Consider the following 21,967-nt stretch of genomic DNA (forward strand, 5'->3'; position numbering starts at 1 on the left):
GCGCCCTAGGGCCAGAGGAGTTCGCGGGTCCAGCCGTCGGTCGTGCGGCGGTAGCGGAGGCGGAGGTGGCGGCGCTGCGCGTCGCCCTGGAAGAACTCGACCTCGTCCGGCTCGACGACGTAGAGCGTCCAGGTGGGGGCCTCGGCGTCCGGTTCCGCCCGGGCCCGCTCCCAGGCCCGGGCGCTCGCCTCGGCGAGGGTCCCGGGGGAGTCGAGGACCTCGCTCTGCCGGCCGACCAGGGCCGAGGCGAGGGCGCCCGTGGTGCGTGCGTGGAGGTCCGCGTACGCCTCCTCGGCCGTCCCGGTGGCGACGTGGCCGCGGATGCGGACCTGGCGGCCCTGGACCGGCCAGTAGAAGACGAGCGCGGCCTCCGGGACGGCGGCGAGCTGGCGGCCCTTGGCGCTGGTGGCGTGGGTGGCGAAGTGCCAGCCGCGCGCGTCGGCGTCGTGCAGCATCACGATGCGGACGTCGGGCCTGCCGTCCTCGCCGGCGGTGGCCAGGGAGAGGGTGTGCGGCTCGCTCTGGCCGGCGGCGACCGCGGCCGTGAACCAGTCGTGGAAGAGCGGGAGCGGCTCGGGCGGGGCGCCCGCCGGGTCGAAGGCGGGGAGTTCGGTGTCCCAGACCTTCAGGGAGCGGAGGGCGCGGTGGAAGTCGGTCATGCGGCCACGGTAGGGCGTGCGGCGGCGCCAGCGGCGTCCGGAGCCGGGTAGTCGACGAGCGGGACCGCGTGGGCGGCCGCCTGGATGCCGTCGCGGATCCTCTTCGCGACGAGGTTCCTCCAGGGGGTCTTCGGCAGGGTGCGGACCATGAGCATGCGCAGGGCGATCCTCCACTTCGAGGCGACGGTCATCTCCCCGACGAAGCCCTCGGCCATCCTCTGGTTCTGCTCGACGCCGGGCCGCATGAGCCGCTCGTAGCGGGCGAAGGCCACGGTGTGGTCGCCGCCGGCGCGGGCCAGTTCGCCCGCCAGGACGTAGGCGCCGGTGAGGGCGAGGCCGGTGCCCTGGCCGGAGGCGGGGGAGGCGCAGTGGGCGGCGTCGCCCAGGAGGACGACCCGGCCCCGGGACCAGCGGTCCATCTCGATCAGGGACATGGAGTCGAGGTAGAAGTCGTCGGCGTCGGCGGCGTGGCCGAGGAGCCGGGGGACCTCCCAGCCGTCTCCGGCGAACCGGTCGGCGAGGGCGCGCTTCTGCGCGGCGACGTCCCGGGGGTCGTGGGGGAGTTCGGGCGAGGAGAAGACGAAGAGGTTCCTGGCGTCGCTCTCGCCGGCCGAGTTGTAGACGCAGACCAGCTTCCCGGGGAGGGCGTGGTAGGTCTCCCAGCGGTCCAGGCCGAGGTGGTTGGGGGCGGTGAAGATCGAGATGTACGCCCCGAGGTGGCGCTTGTACCGCTCCTCGGGGCCGAAGGCGAGCCTCCGGGTGTTCGAGTGGAGTCCGTCGGCGCCGACGACCAGGTCGAAGCGGCGGACGGTGCCGCTGTCGAAGGTGACGGCGACGCCGTCGGCGTCCTCGTCCAGGGCGGCGATCGAGTCGCCGAAGACGTACTCGACGTCCTCGCGGGTGCGGTCGTACAGGATGCGGGCGAGCTCGCCGCGCATGATCTCGTCGTCCCCCTCGACGCGGCCGCCGAAGATGTCGGCGGGCAGTTCGCCGATGGTGCGTCCGGCGCCGTCGACGTAGGAGCCGCCGCGCATGTCGGTGGAGCGGGCGCGGATGTCGTCGAGGACGCCCATCCGGCGGCAGACCTCGATCGCGGTGCCCCGGACGTCCACCTTGTAGCCGCCGGTGCGGAGTGCGGGGGCGCGCTCGACGACGGTGGGCGCGAAGCCGTAGCGGTGCAGCCAGAGCGCGAGGGCGGGGCCGGCGATCGAGGCGCCGGAGATCAGGACGGTCGTGGCGGCGGGCCGGGCGGCCGCGTGGGCGGCGGTCTGCGGGCTGCGGTGCGCGGTGCTGCTCATGGCAGGACTCCTCGTCGGGTGGCTGCGGGCCGTTCCCCTGCCCGCGGACATGACTATACGGATGTACTACACGATTGTCTATGACGGTTGTATAGATGGCTGGGTCGGGGTCACGAGCGGCCCAACACCACCGTCCCCGAGGAGCAGAACCAGCCCCCGGTGCCCGAGGCCACCGCCAGCTCCGGCAGCGAGCCGTCCGGCCGTCGCACCTGGAGGCCCGGCGCCTCCCCGCGCAGCTGCCGCACCGCCTCCACCAGCAGGAAGAGTCCCCGCATCCCCGGATGGCAGGCCGACAGGCCGCCGCCGTCGGTGTTCACCGGCAGCGCGTCCTTCTCCCGGACGAACGCCCCGCCCTCGCCCTTCGCGCAGAAGCCCAGGTCCTCCAGGGTCACCAGGGTCATGTAGGTGAAGGCGTCGTAGATCTCCGCCACCTCGATGTCGGCGGGCCGGACGCCCGCCCGCTCGAAGGCCAGCCGGCCGCTGACGGCCGCGGGGGAGACCGTGAAGTCCTCCCACTCCGACATCGTGGTGTGCGAGACGTGCTCCCCGGTGCCGAGCACCCAGACCGGGGCGGTCCGGCAGTCCTGGACGTACTCCTCGGCGACCAGCAGCACCGCGCAGCCGCCGTCGCTGCGGATGCAGCAGTGCAGCCTGGTGAACGGGTCCGCGATCATCGGCCCGTCCAGGACGTCGTCGACGGTGATCGGGTCGCGGAACATCGCCTCCGGGTTCAGGGCCGCGTTCGCCCGCGCCCGGACGGCCACCTCCGCGAGCTCCTCCAGGGTGGTCCCGTACGCGTGCATGTGGCGGCGGGCGGCCATCGCGTACTTGGCGATCAGGGTGTGCCCGTACGGCACCTCGAACTGGAGCGGGCCGCGCGCGCCGAAGGACAGGTTGGCGGTGCGGCGCCGGGCCCGGATGTCGGCGCGCGCGGTGGAGCCGTACACGAGGAGGACCGCGTTCGCGTGCCCCGCGGCGATCGCGTCGGCGGCGTGCCCGGCCATGACCTCCCAGGTGGCGCCGCCGACGGCGGTCGAGTCCACCCAGCGGGGCCGGAGGCCGAGGTACTCGGCGACCTCGACCGGGGCGAGGGTGCCGAGGCCCGCCGAGGCGAGGCCGTCGATCAGCGAGCGGTCCAGGCCGCTGTCCGCCAGCGCGCGCCGGGCCGCCTGGGCGTGCAGGGCGTGGGGGGTGGCCTCGTCGACCCGGCCGCAGTCGGCGAGGGCCACTCCGGCGACGGCGACACGGCGGGGTCTGCGGACGGCGGCGCGTGCGGTGGTGCGCGCGGTCGTCGGCACGGGGGCGGGCGCAGGGGTCGGCATGAATCTGACGGTACATCAGATCTGCCGGATCGGGACCGGCGTGACTCTGGCAACCGGCCCGGCACGGGCCTAGCATGACGCACCGTCAGATACGGAGGGAGCCCCATGGACGCCGCCGACAGCGCAGCGCTCGCCGCCGGAACCGCCCCGCCCGCCGCCCCGCCCGCCGAGGAGCCGCAGGGGATCCGCCGCGCCCTGCGCGCGCTGCTCGCCGAACGGGCCGGACCGCAGGAGAACCGCGCGGCCACCGCCACACCCCAGGGGTACGACCCCGGCCTCTGGGCCCGGATGTCCGGCACCCTCGGCATCGCCGGACTCGCCCTCCCCGAGGAGTACGGGGGAGGCGGCGGCCCCGCCGCCCTCGCCCTCGCCTGCGAGGAGGCCGGCCGCGCCCTCGCCCCCTCCCCGCTCCTCGCCACCGCCGTCCTCGCCGCACCGCTCCTCACCGCCCTCGGCACCCCCGGGCAGCGCGCCGCGATCCTCCCCGCGCTCGCCGACGGCGGCCTGACCTGCGCCCTCGCGGCCCCCGGCGGCTCGCTCGCGCTCGCCCTCGGCCTCACCGGCGACAACGCCGCCGAGGACTGGTCCGGCGGCGGCCGCGCGGGCGGCGTCCAGGCCCGCGCCGCCGACGGGGGCTGGCGCCTGTACGGCGAGGCCGCCCAGGTCCTCGACGGACACAGCGCGGGACTGCTCCTCGTCGCCGCCCACGCCGGCGGCTTCGCCCGCAGCCGCACCCTGCTCTTCCTCGTCCGGGCGGACGAGGCGGAGCGGCGCGCCGACGGACTCGTCCGCGCCCGGCGGCCCACCCTCGACCCCACCCGCCCGCAGGCCTCCGTCCAGTTCCGCGACACCGCCGCCGAACTGCTCGGCGAGGAGCCCGCCGACGTCCTCGCCGCCCTCGCGGCCACCGGGCGCGCCGCCGCCGTCATGCTGGCCGCCGAGGCCGTCGGCACGGCCCGGGAGGCCCTCGACCGGACCCTCGCCCACGCCTCCGCGCACGAGCGGCCCGGCCGGCCCGCCGGCGCCCTCCCGGCGGCCGGCCACCGCCTCGCCGACCTCTGCGTCCAGGTCGAGGCCGCGCGCTCCCTCACGTACGCCGCCGCCCGGGAGCCCGGCCCCGGGCCCGCCGGCGGACCGCTCGCCCTAGCCCACGCCCTGGAGGCGCTCCGCGCCGCCGCCGGCGAGTGCGTCCGGCTCCCCGGCGCCCTCGGCGTCACCGGGGAGCACGAGGCGCAGCCCTTCTTCCGGCGGGCCGCCTCCGACGAACTGCTCTTCGGGCCCGTGCGGCGGCTGCGCGCCCGCGCGGCGGAACGGACCGGACTCCTCGGAGAGGTGGCGGCGTAGATGCCCGTCGGACGCACCCTCCTGCAGAAGATGTCCTCGACCAGGACCTTCGCCCGGATCGGCCCGCACGTGGTCCCCGCCATGGACAAGGCCGTGCACCGGCTGACCGGGGGAAAGGTCCTGCTCAGTGCCCGGATGCTGCCCGGCGTGGTGCTGACCGCCCGGGGGGCCAGGAGCGGGCTGGCCCGGGTCACCCCGCTCGCCTGCATGCCGGAGGCGGACGGCGGATGGCTGCTCGTCGGCTCCAACTTCGGCCGCCCGGGACATCCGTCGTGGACCGCGAACCTGCTCGCCCATCCGGACGCCGAGGTGAACTGGAAGGGCGAGGACATCCCCGTACGGGCCCGGCTCCTCACGGGCGAGGAGCGCGCCGAGGCCTGGCGGGCGGCCCTGGAGTTCTGGCCGCCGTACGCCACGTACCAGGCGCGGATCGAGCGCGAGATCAGGCTGTTCCGACTGGCCCGGCGGTGACCGGCGGGCGGACCGGCCCCCGGACACGGCGACGCCGACGGCGGTCCGTGGGGGCGGGCCGCCGCCGGCGTCGACGACAGGACGGGTGGAGGAGGGGTCGGGGCTATCTGGTCGGCTTCTTGCCGGTGATGCCCAGATGCACCAACAGGGCCAGGTTGGGCTTGAGTTCGGCCTGCTTCACGCCCCAGGTCGTGAAGCCCTTCTGGTGGCCGGCGACCGCGGCCAGCATCGCCACCAGCGAGCCGGCCATGGCGGCGGGGTTGACCTCCTTGTCGACCTTGCCCTTGGCCTGGAGCTCCTTCACCGCGTCCGTGAGGGAGTTGGTGACCGAGTTCAGGATCTTCATGCGGATCTTGTAGAACCGCTTGTCGCCCTCCGCCGCGCCGAGGTCCACGACCCGGAGGATCGCGTCGTGCTTCCGCCAGAAGTCCAGGAAGCCCTCGACGAGTTCCTCGGAGGTCTGCCAGCCGGCCTTGCCGACCCAGGAGCGGCCGGAGACCAGTTCGGTCAACCCGGCTCCCTCCTTGGCCATTTCCTCCGCGATCTCGAGAACGGCCCCCTCGACGTCCGGGAAGTACTGATAGAACGTCGCGGGTGAAGTACCCGCCTTCCGGGCCACATCGATGACCTTGACGTCCCGGTAGGGCGAGGAGCTGAGCATCTCACCGAGGCAGTCGAGCAGCTTCTGCCGCGTCGCCTGGCCGCGTCGTCCGGCCACGCGGCCGTCGACGGTGCGTACTTGTCCTGTCATGCCGTCAGCTTACCGAGGGGGTGTCGGCGCGCGATTCGGCCGACTGCAAATGGGGTGCACCCCCCGGCCACGCGTGTTCTCCGAGGTCGGCACGCGTGTCTCCGCGGGCGGGCCGTCGCGGGGGAGGGGCGGGATCGCGCCACTCCTGACGGGCGGCGGAGCGGCTCCCCCCTCGAATAGGCTTATGAACAGCCTGTGGACAACTTCGGTGGACAACCCAGGCGTCCCAAGGGTTCCATCGCGATAAATCGGCACTTTGTTCGCATGTCCGGGTGTCGTGGCGCCCTGCGGGACCGTGTCCGCCGACCTAGCGTGGGGACATGGCCGCACGCACCGAGGGCACCCCCTGCTGGGTGGAGGCGCAGCTGCCCGACCTGCGGGCGGGCAAGCGCTTCTACGGCGAGCTCTTCGGCTGGACCTTCGACCCCGACCGCGACGAGGCCCTCCTCGACGGGCGCCGGGTGGCCGGCCTCCTCCCCAAGCGCGACGGCCGCATGCCCACCACCTGGACCCTCTACCTGGCCACCCGGGACGCCGGCGCCCTCGCCGCCCGGATCAGGGCCGCCGGCGGCCGGATGGTCATGGAGCCCTACCCCGTCGGCCCCTTCGGCGTCCTCGCGCTCGCCGCCGACCCCGGCGGCGCCGTCTTCGGCCTCCGCCAGTCCGGGGACGACGACGGCTTCGAGGTGACCGACGCACCGGGCTCCTTCTGCTGGATGGAGGTGTACACGCGCCGCCCCGACGCCGTCGACACCTTCTACGCCGCCGTCTTCGGCTACCTCGGCCGCCAGGCCGACCCCGAGGAGGAGGGCCGGGACGCCGGCTTCGACTACCGCGTCTGGTCGCCCCCCGGCTCCCGGCCCGGCGACGACAGCGCCTTCGGCGGCCGCGCCGTCATCGGCGACGACTTCCCCGCGGAGATGCCGGGCCACGTCCTCGTCTACTTCGTCGTCGACGACTGCGACGAGGCCTGCGAGACGACCCTCCGGCTCGGCGGACGGGTCGCCACCCCCGCCTTCGACACCCCGCACGGCCGGATCGCCGTCCTCCGCGACGACCAGGGCGCGCGGTTCGCGGTCCTCTCGGAGCCGTCCCGCCCGGCGTGAGGACCCCCCGCGGCGGGCTTCCTTATGACCTGAGACACCCCGATCCGCCCCCGGGTTCGCAACCGGGCCCTCGGACAGGAAGAATCAGGGCCACGGGGCCGTACCCTCATGGCCCGTACGGGGAGGTGGCAGGCAAGTGGAACAGCTGACGCAGCACGACCCGAGACGTATCGGGCCCTTCGAGGTGCTGGGCCGGCTCGGCGCGGGCGGAATGGGTCTGGTCTATCTCGCACGCTCGGCCTCGGGCCGGCGCGTGGCGATCAAGACCGTGCGCACGGAGCTCGCGGAGGACCAGCTGTTCCGGGTCCGCTTCACCCGTGAGGTGGAGGCCGCGCGGGCGGTCTCCGGCTTCTACACGGCCGCCGTCGTGGACGCCGACCCGCGGGCCGCCGTGCCCTGGCTGGCGACCGCGTACGTCCCCGCGCCCTCGCTCGAAGAGATAGTGAACGAGTGCGGACCGCTCCCGGCCCAGGCCGTGCGCTGGCTGGCCGCCGGCGTCGCCGAGGCCCTGCAGTCCATCCACGGAGCGGGCCTGGTCCACCGCGACCTCAAGCCCTCCAACGTCCTCGTCGTCGAGGACGGCCCCCGGGTGATCGACTTCGGCATCGCGTCGGGCGTCTCCAACACGCGCCTGACCATGACCAACGTCGCCGTCGGCACCCCGGCCTACATGTCGCCCGAGCAGGCCCGCGACTCGCGCAGCGTCACCGGCGCCAGCGACGTCTTCTCGCTGGGCTCGATGCTGGTCTTCGCGGCCACCGGTCACGCGCCGTTCCACGGCGCGAACCCGGTCGAGACCGTCTTCATGCTGCTGCGCGAGGGACCCGACCTGGAGGGCCTGCCCGACGAGCTGCGGCCCCTCATCGACTCCTGCATGCAGATGGACGTCAGCCGCCGGCCCACCCCGGCCGACCTCCAGGCCCAGCTGGCCCCGCACCTCTTCGGCCCCGGCAGCGACGACAGCGGCACGGCCTCGGCCTGGCTGCCGCGGAGCGCCACCGACATGATCGAGACCCGCCGCGGCGGCCGCCCCGCCCCGCAGGCCACCGCGCCGCCGATGCCGCCGCGCCCGCCCCGGCAGCCCGCCGAGCGGGGCGGTGACCCGCGCTTCCCGGAGCCGGCCGCCGCCGGAGGCCGGCACGCGGGACCCGTCGAGAGCGGCGGCGGACCCGTGCGCCTCGCCGGTGCGACCGTCCCGATCGGCCCCGGGCCGCGGGTCGCGGACACCCGTGCGGCGCTCGCCGTCGGCCGCGGCGCCGACGCCGGACCGGCGACCGGCTGGATCCGGCCGCCCGGCGGCGGCCCGCACGGCGCGGACCACGGTTCGTACGCCGGGGAGCCCGGCCCGCCGCCCGGCTCCCGCCCGGTCAACGTGCCGCCGCAGGGCTCCGACCAGGCCGCGCCGGCCGAGCCCGGCCCCTGGCGGCCGTGGCGCTTCCGGATGTCGAACGACGTCTGGGGTACCCCGGTCGTGGACGGCGACCTGTTGTACGTGACCTCTTTCGAGGTACACGCCCTGGACACCGGCAGCGGCCGGCGCCAGTTCAAGACCCGGGACGTGGCCTGGTCCATGGCCGTCGACGCGGGCCGGATCCACGCCTCCGACGGGCCCACCCTCTACGCCCTCGACGCGACCGACGGCACCGAGCGCTGGCGGCTCCGGACCGACGCCTGGGTGTACTCGCTCCAGGTCGACCGGGGCACCGTCGTCACCGGGACGCGCGGCGGCGGCGTGCAGGCCTGGGAGGCCTCCAACGGCGCCAAGCTGTGGGAGATCACCGGAGCCCAGACCGACTTCGAGACCCCGGAGGCGGGGCCCGCCGTGCACGGCGACACCGTGTACGTGTGGCGGGACGCCCGGCTCCAGGCCCTCGACGCCCGCACCGGATCGGAGCGCTGGTCGTACCCGATCGGCGACGCCGCCTCCTGCGCCAACGTGCCCGTCCGGGTGGCCCCGGCCGAGGACGGCTGGGTGTACGTCTCCGCCGGCACCCGGGTCCTGTCGATCGACGTCGCCGCGGGGCACGTCCGCTGGCACTTCGAGGCGCCGGCCGTCTTCACCTCCCCGCCGGCGTTCGCCCCCGGACCGGCCGTCACGGGCGGCGGGGTGTACCTCTCCGACCACCTCGGCACGGTCTACGCCCTCGACGCCACCACCGGCCAGGACCGCTGGCGCATCGCGACCGAGCCGCGCCAGTCGACCGAGCCCGTCCTCGTCGCCGACGGCAACGTCCACGTCGGCAGCGGCAGCGCGCTGTACACGCTCGACGCGGTCACCGGCACGCCCCGGTGGCGGTTCGCGGCCGGCGGCGAACTGGTCGGCTCGCCCGTCGTCGCCGACGGCCGGGTCCACTTCGGCTCGGCCGACCACGTCCTCTACACGCTGGACGCGACCGGCGGGCAGCTGCGCTGGAAGCTCGCGACCGGCGGCGAGATCACCGGCTCGCCGGTGGTCAGGGGCGGCGTCGTCTACGCCTGCAGCAAGGACCGCTGCGTGTACGCGCTCGACGCGGCCAAGGGCACGGCCACCGGCCGGGGGGCCGCCGCGCGCTAGGACGGTACCGGCGCGGGCCGGGACCGCGCCCACGAAGGGGACCCGCCCCGGGGGAGTCTCAGCTCCCCGGCGGCGGGTTCCGCCGTTCCCGGTCGGGGTCCCAGACCGGCACGTCGTAGGTCTGCGTCGCCGCGTACGGCGCCGGGGCCTGCGGATGCGCCCGCGGATCCTCCCGGGGGTCCGGGTCCCCGGGACGGGGTCCGTCCGACGGGGGGCGGGGGGATCGCGGCGGCGGCCGGTCCCCGCGGTGCGGGGCACGGGACCTGCCCGACATGACGAGCGCGCCGATCAGCAGCAGGACGCCGCCGCCCAGGGCGTTCGCGACCCCGTCGCCGAGCCCGGCGCCGTCGCCGCCGACCGTGAGGCCGCCCTCGGCCTGCCCGACCCGCACCATCCACAGCACGGTGAAGCCGAGGACGACGAGCCCGGCGAACGCGACCAGCAGCCGCGAGCGCAGCAGCACGCCGAGCAGGGTCAGCAGGGCGGCGAAGAGGAACGGCGCGAGGATCGACCCGATGACCTCGGGCCGGGCGTCGGTGATGCCGGTGAAGAGCTCGTCGATCGCGTAGTCGCGTCCGTGACGGCCGTCGTACCAGGCACGGAAGGGGCTCCAGACGGCGGCCGTCGCTCCGGCGAGAGCCAGGACCGAGCCGGCGAGGTTACGGATCATCGCTGCGGCCTCCTCGGGGTCCTGCTCCCGCTCCCGACGCTACGCCGGGAGCGGGGGCCCCGCCACGCGGCCGACGGGCCCCACTAAAGTGGCGCGGACACGACAGGGAGGACGGGGAGCGGCGATGGTGCGCACACGTCTGAAGCTCGCGGCGACGCTCGCGGTGGTGGTGCTGGCGCTGACCGGCTTCCACACGGGCCACGGCAGCAGCGGCGGTGGCGGCGGGAAGAGCAAGAGCGGCAAGAGCAAGAGCCGCGGATCCGACGACGACTCGGGCGGCGGCTGCTCCAGCGACGAGAAGGACAACGACGACTACAGCGGCTCGGGCGGCGGCACGGCCGATCCGTACACCTACGATCCGACGCCGACGGCCTCACCGACCGCGGACGTCCGCGTCACCACCGTCGACTGCGTGAAGCCCGCGCAGAAGAAGCGCAAGGGCCGCCCGGCCCGCCGGGCGGACACGACCACGACGCTGAGGATCACCTCGGACGCGTGGGAGGAGAAGACCTTCCGGATCCGCGTGGAGTTCAGCGGCACGGGCCTGGCGAAGGTGGACCAGGCCGTGACGACGGTGACCGTCGGCCGCAGGGGCACGAAGACCTTCGAGGTGGGCATGGCCCACCCCGGGGCCGTCGCGCGGGTGAAGGAGTGCTTCGCCTACGTCGAGGGGGAGGTGCCGGCGCCCGGCGCCTCCACCGCCACCCCGTCGGCTACCTCGTCCTGAACCCCGACCCCCGCTTCCCGAACAGCTCCGCCTGACGGTCCGCGGGCAGGTTCCCCAGGGCGACCAGGTGTGGCGCGTGCGCCAGCGCCTGGGCCCGGGCCGCCTCCTTCACCGACCACAGCGCCCGGACCGTCCCCTGGACCGCCTCCGTCGGATGGCCCGCGACGACGGCGGCCGCCGCGCGGGCCGCGGCCAGCGCCCCGCCGGGCGGGGTCAGCTCGGAGACCAGCCCGGTCTCGTACGCGCGCCGGGCCGAGATCCGCTCGGCGCCGCCCATGAGCGCCATCCGGGCGACCTCCCCGTGCGGCATGCGCAGCGCCATGTGGACGGTCTCGAAGGCGCTCACCATGCCGTAGGTGGTGTGCGGGTCGAAGAAGGCGGCGTCCTCGCCCGCGATCAGGAACTCGGCCTCGCCGAGCAGGTAGAACGCCCCGCCGCAGGCCATCCCCTCGACGGCGGCGACGACCGGCTTCCACAGGTCGTTGGCCTTGGGGCCGATCGCGAGCAGCGGGTCGTCGACGGCGTACGGGGAGGAGGGCTGGGGCACGTCCCCGACCGCGGTCCGGTCGATGCCGGTGGAGAAGGCCCGCCCGCCGGCCCCGGTGACGACGATCGCGCGGACCTCGTCCTCGTACCGGAACCCCCGCCAGACGGCGCCCAGCGCGCGGGCCATGTCGAGGGTGATCGCGTTGTGCCGCTCGGGCCGGTCGAGGGTGACGACGGCGACGCCGGTCTCCCCGTCCCGCTCGACCGTGATGCCCGGGGTGCTCATCCGCGTTCCAGGAGCCAGCGCGGGACGACGACGCCGTCGATCTCGGCGAAGGCCACCCGCACCGCGGCCCCGATCCGGAGCCGGCTCGGGTCGACGGAGTCGAGCGGGGCGTCCGGGGCGGCGACCACGTTGCCGACGAGGCGGATGCGGGGGGCGTCGGCGAGCTCGACGATCACCGCGTTGTACGGGGCCTGGGCGGCGTAGTCGGGCAGCAGGGGCGGGTGGGGGAACACGTACGACCAGATCCGGCCGCGGCCGGACATCGGGCGCCACTCGCTCGCGAACGACTGGCAGTGCGGGCAGCAGGGGCGGGGCGGGAAGCGCAGCTCGCCGCAGTCGGCGCAGCTCTGGACGCGCAGTTCGCCCCGGGCGGCGTACTCCCAGAAGGGGGCGCCGTCCTCGTCGGTGACGGGGGTCAGCATGGGGACCAGCTCCTCAGGCGCGCAGCAGGATGGCGGAGGTGGGGACGCCCTCGCCGGCGGTGACCAGGCAGGTGGCGGCGTCGGGGACTTGGGCGGTGGAGGTGCCGCGGAGCTGCTTCACGCCCTCGTTGATGAGGTTGAAGCCGTGGACGTAGGCCTCGCTGAGTCCGCCGCCGCCCGTGTTGATCGGCAGCCGGCCGCCGGTCTCCAGGGCCCCGCCCTCGGTGAAGGCGGCGCCCTCGCCGCGGCCGCAGAAGCCGTAGCCCTCCAGGGAGAGGGGGATGAGCGGGGTGAAGGCGTCGTAGATCTGGGCGACGTCGACGTCCTGGGGGCCGAAGTCGGCCTGTTTCCACAGGTGGCGGGCGGCGGTCCAGGCGGGGCCGGAGAGCGGGTCGTCGTTCCAGTAGTTGACCATGCCGTGGTGCTGGGCGGGCAGGCCCTGGGCGGCGGAGTGCACGTAGACGGGCTTCCGGCGGCAGTCGCGGGCCCGCTCGGCGGAGACGACGACGCAGGCCAGGGCGCCGTCGGTCTCCAGGCAGTTGTCGAAGAGGCAGAGCGGGTCGCTGATCCAGCGCGAGGTCATGTACATCTCGCGGGTCAGCGGGCGCTCGTACATGATCGCGTCGGGGTTCTGGTTGGCGCGGTTGCGGCAGGCCAGGGCCACGTTGAAGAGGTGGTCGCGGGTCGCGCCGTACTCGTGCATGTAGCGCCGGGCCAGCATGCCGATCTCGTCGGCGGGGCGGAGCAGCCCGAAGGGGCGGGTCCACTGGCCGGGGGTCGGCAGCTGGACGGCGGTGTTCTTCCAGGGGCGGGGGCCGCTGCCCCGCTTCCGGGAGCGCCAGGCGACGCCGACGGTGGCCTGGCCGGTGGCCACGGCGGCGGCGAGGTGGCCGACGGTGGCGCAGGAACCGCCGCCGCCGTAGCCGACCTTGGAGAAGAAGGTGACGTCGCCGGCGCCGATGGCCTTGGCGACCTCGACCTCGTCGGTCTCCTCCATCGTGTACGAGGCGAAACCGTCGACCTCGGAGGGTGCGATCCCGGCGTCGTCGAGGGCGGCGAGGATCGCCCGGCAGGCGAGTGTCCTCTCCGTCTCGGGAAGTTGTCTGGCGAAGGCCGTCTGACCTATGCCGACGATGGCCGTGGCGTCCTTGAGCACCGGACCTCCTCATGGGGCAGCACTGCTGACAGCGCGTCAGGCTACAACTAATCTGACGGATAGTCAGCTACAGGGAGGTTGGGTATGGACATGCGCGGCGACCTGGAGTGGGGCACGATCCCCGGTCTCGTCCGAGCGGCCGCCGAGCGGTACGGCGCACGGGAGGCCGTCGTCGACGGCCGCAACCGGATCAGCTACGCCGAACTCGGCGCACGCGTCGAACGGGCCGCGGCCGCCTGCCTCGCCACCGGCATACGCACGGGGGACCGGGTCGCGATCTGGGCCCCCAACACCCTCGACTGGATCGTCTCCGCACTCGGCGCCGTCACCGCCGGCGCCGTCCTCGTCCCGCTCAACACCCGCTTCAAGGGCACCGAGGCCGCCTTCGTCCTCCAGCGCTCCCGCGCCCGCCTGCTCTTCGTCACCGGCACCTTCCTCGGCACCTCCTACGTGGCCTCCCTGCGCCGCTCCGGGGTCGCGCTCCCCGACCTGGAGACGGTCGTGGTCCTCGGCGACACCGCGCCCGAGGAGTGGACCACCTGGAAGGAGTTCCTCGCGGAGGGCGACGCCGTCCCGGCGGAGCGGGTGCGCGCCCGGGCCGCCGCCCTCGACCCCGCGGCTCCCTCCGACATCGTCTACACCTCCGGCACCACCGGCCGCCCCAAGGGCGCCGTCATCAGCCACGCCCAGAGCCTGCGCTGCTACGCGATCTGGTCCGAACTGGCGGGCCTGCGCGAGGGCGACCGCTACCTCGTGGTCAACCCCTTCTTCCACACCTTCGGCTACAAGGCCGGGATCCTCGCCTGCCTGATGCGGGGCGCGGTGATCGTCCCCCAGTCCGTCTTCACCGTCGACACCGTCCTCGCGAACATCGCCGCCGAACGCATCACCGTCCTCCCCGGACCCCCCACCCTCCACCAGTCCCTCCTGGACCACCCGGCGCGCGGCGGACACGACCTCTCCACCCTCCGCCTCGTCGTGACGGGCGCGGCCGTGATCCCCCTCCGGCTGGTCGAACGCCTCCGCGGCGAACTCGGCGTCGGCACGGTCCTCACGGCGTACGGCCTCTCCGAGGCGAGCGGCATCGTCACCATGTGCCGCCGCGAGGACCCGGCGGAGACGGTGGCCACCACCTCGGGGCGCGCGATCCCCGGCACCGAGGTCCGCGTCTCCCCGACGGGCGAGGTCCTGGTCCGCGGCCACCACGTGATGAGCGGCTACTTCGAGGACGAGGCCGAGACCGCGGCGGCGGTCGACGAGGACGGCTGGCTGCACACCGGCGACATCGGGGTCCTCGACGAGGCCGGCAACCTGCGGATCACCGACCGCCTCAAGGACATGTTCATCGTGGGCGGCTTCAACGCCTACCCGGCCGAGATCGAACAGCTCCTGGGCCTCCACCCGGACATCGCGGACGTCGCCGTCATCGGCGTCCCGGACCCGAGGCTCGGCGAGGTCGGCAAGGCGTTCGCGGTCCGCAGGCCGGGCGCCCGGGTCACCGCGGACGACCTGATCGCCTGGTCACGGCGGGAGATGGCGAACTTCAAGGTGCCGAGGCAGGTCGAGTTCGTGACCGAACTGCCGAGGAACGCGAGCGGGAAGGTGGTGAAGGGTGAGCTGAGGGCACGGTGCTGAGAGCCGGGGACGGGGCCGAGGGGGCGGGGCCGAGAAAAGGGGCCTCGGGAGGCGGACCGCCCGGTGCCGGCCCGCGCACGCCGGAGGGGCCGGGCGGATGCCCGGCCCCTCTTCTGCGGTGGTCCGATCGCGTTGCGCACGGGTCCTGCCCGGACGGATCCCCCCTGGTCCCGTCCCGGGCGTCCCCCGGGCCCGTGTGCTCCCCCGTCGACCGGCCCTCGGGCCCCGGCGGCTCCCCCGAAGTCGCCGCCGCGGCCTCTCCCCGTCGGGAGTGGTCTACTTGGCCGGTTCGGACGTGGCGTGCATGTCCTTGGTGGCGATGGACTCGTCGTGACCGCCCGTGATCTTCTCGGTGATCGCGTCGATGGCCGGTTCGGACGTGGCGTGCATGTCCTTGGTGGCGATGGACTCGTCGTGACCACCGGTGATCTTCTCGGTGATCGCGCCGACGGCCGGTTCGGACGTGGCGTGCATGTCCTTGGTGGTGATGAGCGGTTCCTGCTTGATCGGGTCGGTCATGCTCGTCAACTCCTGCGTGTGATGTCCGAGATGGGGGAGATCCGCCCAGCCGTTCCCCCGTGGACAGCTGGGCGAATCTCCGGGGGCCGATCACCCTAGTACTCAGGGGCAGTGGCCCTCATCGGCGACCCGCCTGCCCCCCGACGCGGCGGATCGTCATGAGGAAGAGCATGCCGGGTGGCGATAAACGAACGATGAACGCCCAGGCCCGACAGGGCTACGCGGCCGTCGCGGGCGTCAGCAGCGCTCGCACCTCGGCGGCCTCCGGGGCCCCGAGGGCGTCGAAGATGCCGAGTGCCTCCTGCCAGCAGACCAGCGCCCGGCCGCTCTGGCCGATGCCGAAGAGGGCTCGGCCCAGGACGGTGAGGACGTTGCCCCGCCGCCACTCGCCCCCGATGCCGCGCAGCACCGTGAGGGCCATCTCGGCGTTCGACGCGGCCTGCGCGTGCCGGCGCGCGGCGAGGTCCACCTCGGACAGCCGGAAGAGCGTCATGCCCTCCCACAGCCGCTGCCTGCTGTCGGCGAAGACCGCCAGCGCCTCGCGGAGCTGTTCGGTCGCCGCCGCCAGCTGGTCGTCCTGGGTGAGGGCGAGCCCGAGGGCGTACCGACCGTTGGCGCCCCGGAGCGCGTGCCCCATCGCGTCGTAGATCTCGGTTCCCTGGCGTGCGAGGGCTATCGCGCTCGGAGTCCGCCCCATGGCCAGGTGGATGCGCGACAGGTTGCAGAGGGCGCTCGCCTCCCCCGGCTGGTCCCCGATGTCACGGAACCGCTCGATCGCCTGGGTGAGGTACTGCTCGCCCTCCGCGAAGCGGTTCTGGTAGAGCGCGATGATGCCCCGTGCGTTGGCGGACCAGCAGGCCGGCAGCGGATCCCCGGCCCCGTCCGCGTGCGGCAGGGCGAGTTCGGCGTCCCGGTCCGCCTCCGCGAAGCGGCCCGCCGTGTGGTGCACCCCCGCCAGGACCATGAGCGCGCGGCCCTCGGCCCTGGCGTCGGCGTGGCTGCGGGCCGCGTCACGGACGACGACGCCGGTCGCCTCGAACTCCCGGGAGTTCGCGCCCGACTCCCCGAGGTCCAGCGACGCCCACAGCAGGTCCACCCCCCGGCGCAGCGCCGTCGGGGACGCGGCCGACTGGCGGACGCAGGCCAGGAGGCAGTTCGCCTCCGCGTAGAGCCAGTCCTGTGCCTCGTGGCGGTCGGTGAAGGACAGCCCCTCGTACGCCGTGGGCTCCAGGTGGTCGACCAGGCGGTCGCCGGGCCGCTCGATCGCGTACACCCGCGCCGCCGTCGACAGGTAGAAGTCCAGGAGCCGGGAGAGCGCCGCGTCCTTCTCCGACGGCGGCTGCTCGTCGCGGTCCGCGCACGCGCGCGCGTAGAGCCGCACCAGGTCGTGGTAGCGGTAGCGGCCCGGCGCCGCCGACTCCAGGAGGGACGTGTCGACCAGGGCCTCCAGGAGGTCCTCGGTGTCCCAGAGCGGCCGGTCCAGGACCGCCGCGGCCGCCGCCAACGAGATGTCCGGGCCGTCCGCCAGGCCGAGCAGCCGGAACGCGCGGGCCTGGGCCGGCTCCAGCTGCCCGTAGCCGAGTTCGAAGGTGGCCTTGACCGCGAGGTCCCCCGCCTGGAGCTCGTCGAGCCGGCGCCGCTCGTCGGCGAGCTTCGCCGCCAGCACCGAGACCGTCCAGGTGCGCCGCGCCGCCAGGCGGGACGCGGCGATGCGGATGGCCAGCGGCAGGAAGCCGCAGGCCGCCACGACGTCCAGCGCCGCCTCCCGCTCCGCCTGGACCCGCTCCGCGCCGACGATCCGGGTGAAGAGCTGGAGCGCCTCCTCCGGGGACATCACGTCCAGGTCCACCAGGTGCGCCCCGGCCAGGTCGACCATCCGGATGCGGCTCGTCACCAGGGCCGCGCAGCCCGCCGTGCCCGGCAGCAGCGGGCGGATCTGGGCCGCGTCCCGGGCGTTGTCCAGGAGGACCAGGACCCGCCGCCCGTCGAGGGTCGAGCGGTACAGCGCCGCCCGGTCGTCGAGGGAGTCCGGGATGGCCGAGTCGGGCGTGCCGAGGGCGCGCAGGAAGGACCCCAGGACCGTCTCGGGCGCGGCGGCGCGGGAGCCGGCCCCCTGGAGGTCCACGTACAGCTGCCCGTCCGGGAAGTGCGGCCGCGCCTCGTGCGCGACGTGCACGGCCAGCGTCGTCTTGCCGACCCCGCCGATGCCGGCCAGCGCCGACACCGCCATGACGTGCCCCTCGGCGGTGGCGAGCCGGGCGCCCAGCTCCCGTACGAAGGGGGCGCGGCCGGTGAAGTCCGGGACCGTCGCGGGGAGCTGCGCGGGCCGGGCGACGGGCGGGGCGGCCGGCGCGGACTCCTCCATCGGGCGGGCGAGTTCGGCGTCGGCCTGGAGGATGCGCTGCTGGAGCCGGGAGAGTTCGGGTGTGGGGTCGACGCCCAGCTCGTCGGCGAGCAGCCGCCGGGTGTCCGCGTACACGGCGAGCGCCTCGGCCTGCCGTCCGCTGCGGTAGAGGGCGAGCATCAGCAGTTCGCGGAGCCGCTCCCGCAGGGGGTGCGCGGCGGTGAGCGCGGTCAGCTCGGACACGGCCTCCGCGTGCGCGCCGACCTCCAGGTCGATGTCGAGCCGGGTCTCCAGGAGGGTGAGCCGCCATTCCTCCAGCCGGGTCCGCTGGGTGTCGGCGTACGGCCCGGGCACGGAGGCCAGCACCTCGCCGTTCCACAGGTCCAGGGCCTCGGCGAGCCGGTCGCGGGCTCCCGCGCGGTCCCCTGCGGCCCGCAGCTTCTCCGCCTCGGCGCCGAGTTCCTGGGCGGTGTCGGCGTCGAGGGAGGCGGCCGGGGTGCGCAGGGCGTAGCCGCCGGACTCGCTGACGAGGACCTCGGCGCCGAGGGCCTTGCGGAGCCGGGAGGCGTACGTCCGGACGGCCGCGAGGGCCTGCGAGGGCGACTCCTCGCCCCAGAGGGCGTCGATGAGTTCGGAGGCGGTGGCGGTGCGTCCGCCGCGGAGGAGCAGTGCGGCGAGCAGGGCCCGCTGCTGGGGGGAGCCGGTGGGCACCGGTTCGCCGTTCCGCCAGGCGCGTACGGGCCCGAGCACGGCGAACCGGAGGGGTCCGGCGGCGGGGCCGGTGTCCGTCGGCGCGGTCGGGCCGGGCGGCGGGCCCGCGGTCGGGCCGGGGGCGTCGCTCCCGGCCCCGGTCCGGTCCGCGGCGGCCGGGGCCGCCCCGCCCGTCGTTCCGTCGCCGCCCACCTCGGGGTTCCGTTCCGTGCCGGCGTCCGCGCCCGTCCTCGGAGCCCGTTGCGCCGGGATCCGCGGCCCGTTCTCACGGTCCATAGCTCCCCCTGCCCGTACCGCCAACGCTTGTTTCGCCCTGGACAGTCTGCCTTGTCCGGAGGGGCTCCGTCAGCATCGGGTCGGCCGTAGTCCGGGCCGTGACGCGGCCGCGGGGGGCGCGTCGGGCCGCCGATTCCCCGCAGGCTAGCTGACGGGTCGTCAGATCAGCGCTACCGTGAAGGCCATGGAGACCTTCCCGAAGATCATCTCGGTGGACGACCACACCGTGGAGCCCCCGCACGTCTGGCGGGACCGGCTCCCGTCCCGCCACCGCGACACCGGACCCCGGATCGTCCGCGCCCCGCTCAAGGAAATGACCTTCCTGGGCGGGAAGTTCGCCCCCGTCATGGGCGCGAAGGGGGACGACGGCCCGATCGGCGACTGGTGGGTCTACGAGGACCTGCACCGGCCCCTCACCCGCCTCGACACCGCCGTCGGCTACGACCGCGACGAGATACGGCTCGAGGTCATCACCTACGAGCAGATGCGGCCCGGCTCCCACTCCGTGCCCGAGCGGCTCGCCGACATGGACGTCAACCACGTCCAGTCCGCGCTCTGCTTCCCGACCTTCCCCCGCTTCTGCGGGCAGACCTTCACCGAGGCGAGCGACCGCGAGCTGGGCCTGCTCTGCGTCCGGGCGTACAACGACTGGATGGTGGAGGAGTGGTGCGGCCCCGAGGCCCGCGGGCGGCTCATCCCGCTCACCCTCATCCCGCTCTGGGACCCGGAGCTCGCCGCCGCCGAGGTGCGCCGCAACGCCGCCCGGGGGGTGCGGGCCGTCGCGTTCTCCGAGATCCCGCCGCACCTCGGACTCCCCTCGGTGCACACCGACCACTGGGACCCCTTCTTCCGCGCGTGCGACGAGACGGGCACCGTCATCGCCATGCACATCGGCTCGTCCAGCCGGATGCCGTCGACCTCGGCCGACGCCCCGCCGGCCGTGGGCTCCACCATCACCTTCGCCAACTGCTGCTTCTCGATGGTCGACTGGCTGATGAGCGGCAAGTTCGAGCGCTTCCCCGGCCTGCGGATCATGTACGCGGAGGGGCAGATCGGCTGGATCCCGTACATCCTGGAGCGCGCCGACGTGGTGTGGGAGGAGAACCGGGGCTGGGGCGGGGTCGCCGACAAGGTGCTGCGCCCGCCGTCGGAGCTGTTCGCCGAGCATGTCTACGGCTGCTTCTTCGACGACGCCTTCGGCCTGCGGAACCTCGACGCGATCGGGGCCGGGAACGTCCTCTACGAGACGGACTACCCGCACTCGGACTCCACCTGGCCCAAGTCGAGGGAGGTCGGCGAGGCGCAGATGGGGCACCTGGCACCGGACGTCGTCGAGCGGATCGTCCGCGGCAACGCGATCGACCTGCTGGGCCTGACGCCGGACGGCCTCTGGCGGCCGTAGTCCGGCGAACGCGGCCGGGCCTCCCCGCGGCCGGGCTTCACCGCCGGCGGCGTTTCCCCCGCGGCCGGGCTTTCCCCCCGCAGCGGGGGGGGAGCCCGGCCGTCGTGTCGCCCGGACGGCCCAGTGGGACGCCCCCCTGATGGCGGAGGGTCGACGAGTGCGCGCAAATAGTAATCAAGTGTGCGCTTCTTGCACATCACGAGACAGCCAGTGGGCGTCCCTCCGGGGTGTCCACGAACGGAGCCTGTGACATGACCCCCCACCCCCTCCCGCACCTTCATCCCGCGGACGACGACATGGAACCCGACGACATAGGACCGACCGCAGCACCCCGCCCGGGTCCGTCCCGCGAGCCGGTTGTCTCCTCGCCCCCCACGCTCGACGCACCTCCCCGCCACGACCGCCCGGCGGAGCCCCGGCCCGCCGCCCCGGCCGACACCGCCTCCTCCGACGCTTCGAAGCCCTCGAAGTCCTCGGAGGCCCCGCAGGCCGCGTTCGTGACGACGTCCCCCGCGGCCCCCTTCGAGGCGACGAGGTCCACCGTCGCGACGGCCGTTCCGCCGGTGACCGGGGCGCCGGCCGCCCCGCACGCCCCGCAGACGGAACGGCCCGGCGCCGACCGGTCGACCGCCGAGCATTCGACCGACGAGAAGCCGGCAGCCGAACCGCCGGTCGCCGACCGGCCGACCGCCGAGGAGCCTGGTGCCGACCGGCCGACCGCCGAGGAGCCGACCGCCGAACCGTCGGCCGCCGAGGAGTCCGGCGACGAAGCGGTGCACACGCTCCTGCGGACCGCGGCGACCGAGCGGCCGGTGGAGGAGGTGGCCGCCCTGGTGGCCCGCCTCCAGGAGACCGGCGAGCTCTCCAGCCCCGCCGACGTGGCACTCCGCGCCGCGGCCGTCACCCGTCCGCTGGACGAGGTGCGCGAGCTGCTCGTGCTGCTCAACGCCTCCGGGTACGACCTCCACGAGGCCGAGACCACCCTGCGCGCCGCCGCGGTCGGCCGGCCCGTCGAGGACGTGGTCCGGCTGGTGGGCATCCTCGGCTCCGACAGCGGCGACCGGCGGCCCGCCGTGGGCGGCGACGCCGGGGGCGGCCCGGACGCCGCACCCGGCCGGGTCGGCCGCCCGGCAGGCCGCCCGGCAGGCCGCCCGGCAGGCCGCGCGGCCGACCCGGCCGGGACCGCACCCGCCGAGCGGAAGCGGGACCGGGGCGCCGCCAAGGGACGCAGGTCCACCCTGGACGGCGCGCTCGCGGCGGGCCCCGGCAGTCACGTCGCCACGCCCGGGCTGCGCTCCGTACTGCGCTGGCCCGCCGCGCTCGCGCTGTTCGCCTGCGGTCTGATCCATCTGCCGACCGACCTCGCGGGCCTGCGCTCGGGCGGCGACGCGCAGGCGCTCTCCGCGGTCGTCTCGGTGCTCTGCCTGGCGTGCGCGGTCTGGCTCGCGGCCAGGGACACCCTGATCGCCTGGGCCGCCGCCGCGGGCGCCGCCGTCTTCGTCATCGCGGTCCACGGGGTCGAGAGCGCGCGCACGGCAGACCTGCTGGGCGACAGCCTCGGCACGACGTTCGCCTGGGCGAAGGCCCTGGCGCTCCTGAGTGCCGTGGGCATCGTCTGCCTGGCCGCCTCCGCCCTGGTGCGCCACGCGAGGGCGTCCGGCGCGACCGACGGCGCCTGACGGCCTCCGTCGGTCCCCGGCGCCCGACGGCGCCGCGATCCGCCCCCGCCCGGGCAGCTCCCCGCTGCCCGGGCGGGGGCGCCCGTGTGCGCCCGGGACCTCCCCACCCCTTGCCTGATGGGTCGTCAGGTACGAGCATGGGCCCTGCT

18 protein-coding genes are annotated in these 21,967 nt (G+C 74.8%); 8 read left to right on the forward strand and 10 right to left on the reverse strand.

Annotation, left to right across the window (positions count from 1 at the left end; genetic code table 11):
• Positions 1-5: 5 nt before the first annotated feature.
• From ACY0MR_RS21220 to ACY0MR_RS21230, 3 genes are all read right to left on the reverse strand, one after another.
• Positions 6-659, reverse strand: a complete 654-nt coding sequence (locus ACY0MR_RS21220) for a pyridoxine/pyridoxamine 5'-phosphate oxidase (protein ID WP_388806663.1) — start codon at positions 657-659, stop codon at positions 6-8.
• Positions 656-1,957, reverse strand: a complete 1,302-nt coding sequence (locus ACY0MR_RS21225) for an FAD-dependent monooxygenase (RefSeq protein WP_473554703.1) — start codon at positions 1,955-1,957, stop codon at positions 656-658. The genes ACY0MR_RS21220 and ACY0MR_RS21225 overlap by 4 nt, the downstream gene beginning before the upstream one ends.
• A gap of 110 nt (positions 1,958-2,067) precedes the next feature.
• Positions 2,068-3,279 carry a thiolase C-terminal domain-containing protein gene (locus tag ACY0MR_RS21230; RefSeq protein WP_451060578.1) on the reverse strand — a complete coding sequence of 404 codons (1,212 nt, stop codon included), beginning with the start codon at positions 3,277-3,279 and terminating at the stop codon, positions 2,068-2,070.
• A 105-nt stretch (positions 3,280-3,384) separates the two neighbouring features.
• Between ACY0MR_RS21230 and ACY0MR_RS21235 the strand changes: the two genes are divergently transcribed.
• Both ACY0MR_RS21235 and ACY0MR_RS21240 read left to right on the forward strand, forming a co-directional pair.
• Positions 3,385-4,623 (forward strand): acyl-CoA dehydrogenase family protein, encoded by a 1,239-nt coding sequence (locus ACY0MR_RS21235; RefSeq protein ID WP_473554706.1) that lies wholly within the window; start codon positions 3,385-3,387, stop codon positions 4,621-4,623.
• Entirely contained in the window at positions 4,624-5,094 is a 471-nt protein-coding gene (locus ACY0MR_RS21240) for a nitroreductase family deazaflavin-dependent oxidoreductase (protein ID WP_361852595.1), read from the forward strand.
• Between the two features lie 103 nt (positions 5,095-5,197).
• Here the strand turns inward: ACY0MR_RS21240 and ACY0MR_RS21245 are convergent, their stop codons facing one another.
• Positions 5,198-5,845: a TetR family transcriptional regulator gene (locus ACY0MR_RS21245; RefSeq protein WP_361852592.1), complete on the reverse strand. Its 648-nt coding sequence runs from the start codon at positions 5,843-5,845 to the stop codon at positions 5,198-5,200.
• Positions 5,846-6,165: 320 nt separating this feature from the next.
• Between ACY0MR_RS21245 and ACY0MR_RS21250 the strand changes: the two genes are divergently transcribed.
• Both ACY0MR_RS21250 and afsK read left to right on the forward strand, forming a co-directional pair.
• The gene (locus ACY0MR_RS21250) at positions 6,166-6,951 is read left to right on the forward strand and encodes a VOC family protein (RefSeq protein ID WP_388806654.1); all 786 of its coding nucleotides are present in this window, start codon (positions 6,166-6,168) and stop codon (positions 6,949-6,951) included.
• A 136-nt stretch (positions 6,952-7,087) separates the two neighbouring features.
• Positions 7,088-9,505 carry a protein serine/threonine kinase AfsK gene (afsK, locus tag ACY0MR_RS21255; protein ID WP_388806652.1) on the forward strand — a complete coding sequence of 806 codons (2,418 nt, stop codon included), beginning with the start codon at positions 7,088-7,090 and terminating at the stop codon, positions 9,503-9,505.
• A 58-nt stretch (positions 9,506-9,563) separates the two neighbouring features.
• Here afsK and ACY0MR_RS21260 read toward each other — a convergent pair whose 3' ends face one another.
• Positions 9,564-10,175, reverse strand: a complete 612-nt coding sequence (locus tag ACY0MR_RS21260) for a hypothetical protein (protein ID WP_388806650.1) — start codon at positions 10,173-10,175, stop codon at positions 9,564-9,566.
• A 124-nt stretch (positions 10,176-10,299) separates the two neighbouring features.
• Between ACY0MR_RS21260 and ACY0MR_RS21265 the strand changes: the two genes are divergently transcribed.
• Positions 10,300-10,902, forward strand: a complete 603-nt coding sequence (locus ACY0MR_RS21265; RefSeq protein WP_404085266.1) for a hypothetical protein — start codon at positions 10,300-10,302, stop codon at positions 10,900-10,902.
• Here ACY0MR_RS21265 and ACY0MR_RS21270 read toward each other — a convergent pair.
• From ACY0MR_RS21270 to ACY0MR_RS21280, 3 genes are read right to left on the reverse strand one after another with little or no spacing between them, the layout of a single operon-like run.
• A complete protein-coding gene (locus ACY0MR_RS21270; RefSeq protein WP_392866129.1) occupies positions 10,889-11,674 on the reverse strand; it encodes an enoyl-CoA hydratase/isomerase family protein in 786 nt (261 codons plus the stop codon). The genes ACY0MR_RS21265 and ACY0MR_RS21270 overlap by 14 nt on opposite strands.
• Positions 11,671-12,096: a Zn-ribbon domain-containing OB-fold protein gene (locus ACY0MR_RS21275; RefSeq protein WP_361857753.1), complete on the reverse strand. Its 426-nt coding sequence runs from the start codon at positions 12,094-12,096 to the stop codon at positions 11,671-11,673. The genes ACY0MR_RS21270 and ACY0MR_RS21275 overlap by 4 nt, the downstream gene beginning before the upstream one ends.
• 13 nt (positions 12,097-12,109) lie before the next feature.
• Positions 12,110-13,252, reverse strand: coding sequence for a lipid-transfer protein (locus ACY0MR_RS21280; RefSeq protein WP_388806644.1), 1,143 nt, complete (start codon positions 13,250-13,252; stop codon positions 12,110-12,112).
• Between the two features lie 90 nt (positions 13,253-13,342).
• Here ACY0MR_RS21280 and ACY0MR_RS21285 point away from each other — a divergent pair, with 90 nt between their 5' ends.
• Positions 13,343-14,887: a FadD3 family acyl-CoA ligase gene (locus ACY0MR_RS21285; RefSeq protein WP_404085349.1), complete on the forward strand. Its 1,545-nt coding sequence runs from the start codon at positions 13,343-13,345 to the stop codon at positions 14,885-14,887.
• A 276-nt stretch (positions 14,888-15,163) separates the two neighbouring features.
• On the opposite strand, the gene ACY0MR_RS21290 is transcribed toward ACY0MR_RS21285, so the two are convergent.
• Together ACY0MR_RS21290 and afsR are read right to left on the reverse strand one after the other, a co-directional pair.
• Entirely contained in the window at positions 15,164-15,406 is a 243-nt protein-coding gene (locus tag ACY0MR_RS21290; protein ID WP_361857758.1) for a hypothetical protein, read from the reverse strand.
• A gap of 217 nt (positions 15,407-15,623) precedes the next feature.
• A complete protein-coding gene (gene afsR, locus ACY0MR_RS21295) occupies positions 15,624-18,737 on the reverse strand; it encodes an SARP-family global regulator AfsR (protein ID WP_473554711.1) in 3,114 nt (1,037 codons plus the stop codon).
• A gap of 184 nt (positions 18,738-18,921) precedes the next feature.
• Between afsR and ACY0MR_RS21300 the strand changes: the two genes are divergently transcribed.
• Together ACY0MR_RS21300 and ACY0MR_RS21305 are read left to right on the forward strand one after the other, a co-directional pair.
• On the forward strand, positions 18,922-20,139 hold the full coding sequence (locus tag ACY0MR_RS21300) for an amidohydrolase family protein (RefSeq protein WP_388806639.1): 1,218 nt from the start codon (positions 18,922-18,924) through the stop codon (positions 20,137-20,139).
• 251 nt (positions 20,140-20,390) lie between these two features.
• Positions 20,391-21,818, forward strand: coding sequence for a hypothetical protein (locus ACY0MR_RS21305; RefSeq protein ID WP_473554714.1), 1,428 nt, complete (start codon positions 20,391-20,393; stop codon positions 21,816-21,818).
• Positions 21,819-21,967 lie beyond the last annotated feature (149 nt).

This window comes from Streptomyces sp. JN8 (genome assembly GCF_055808075.1).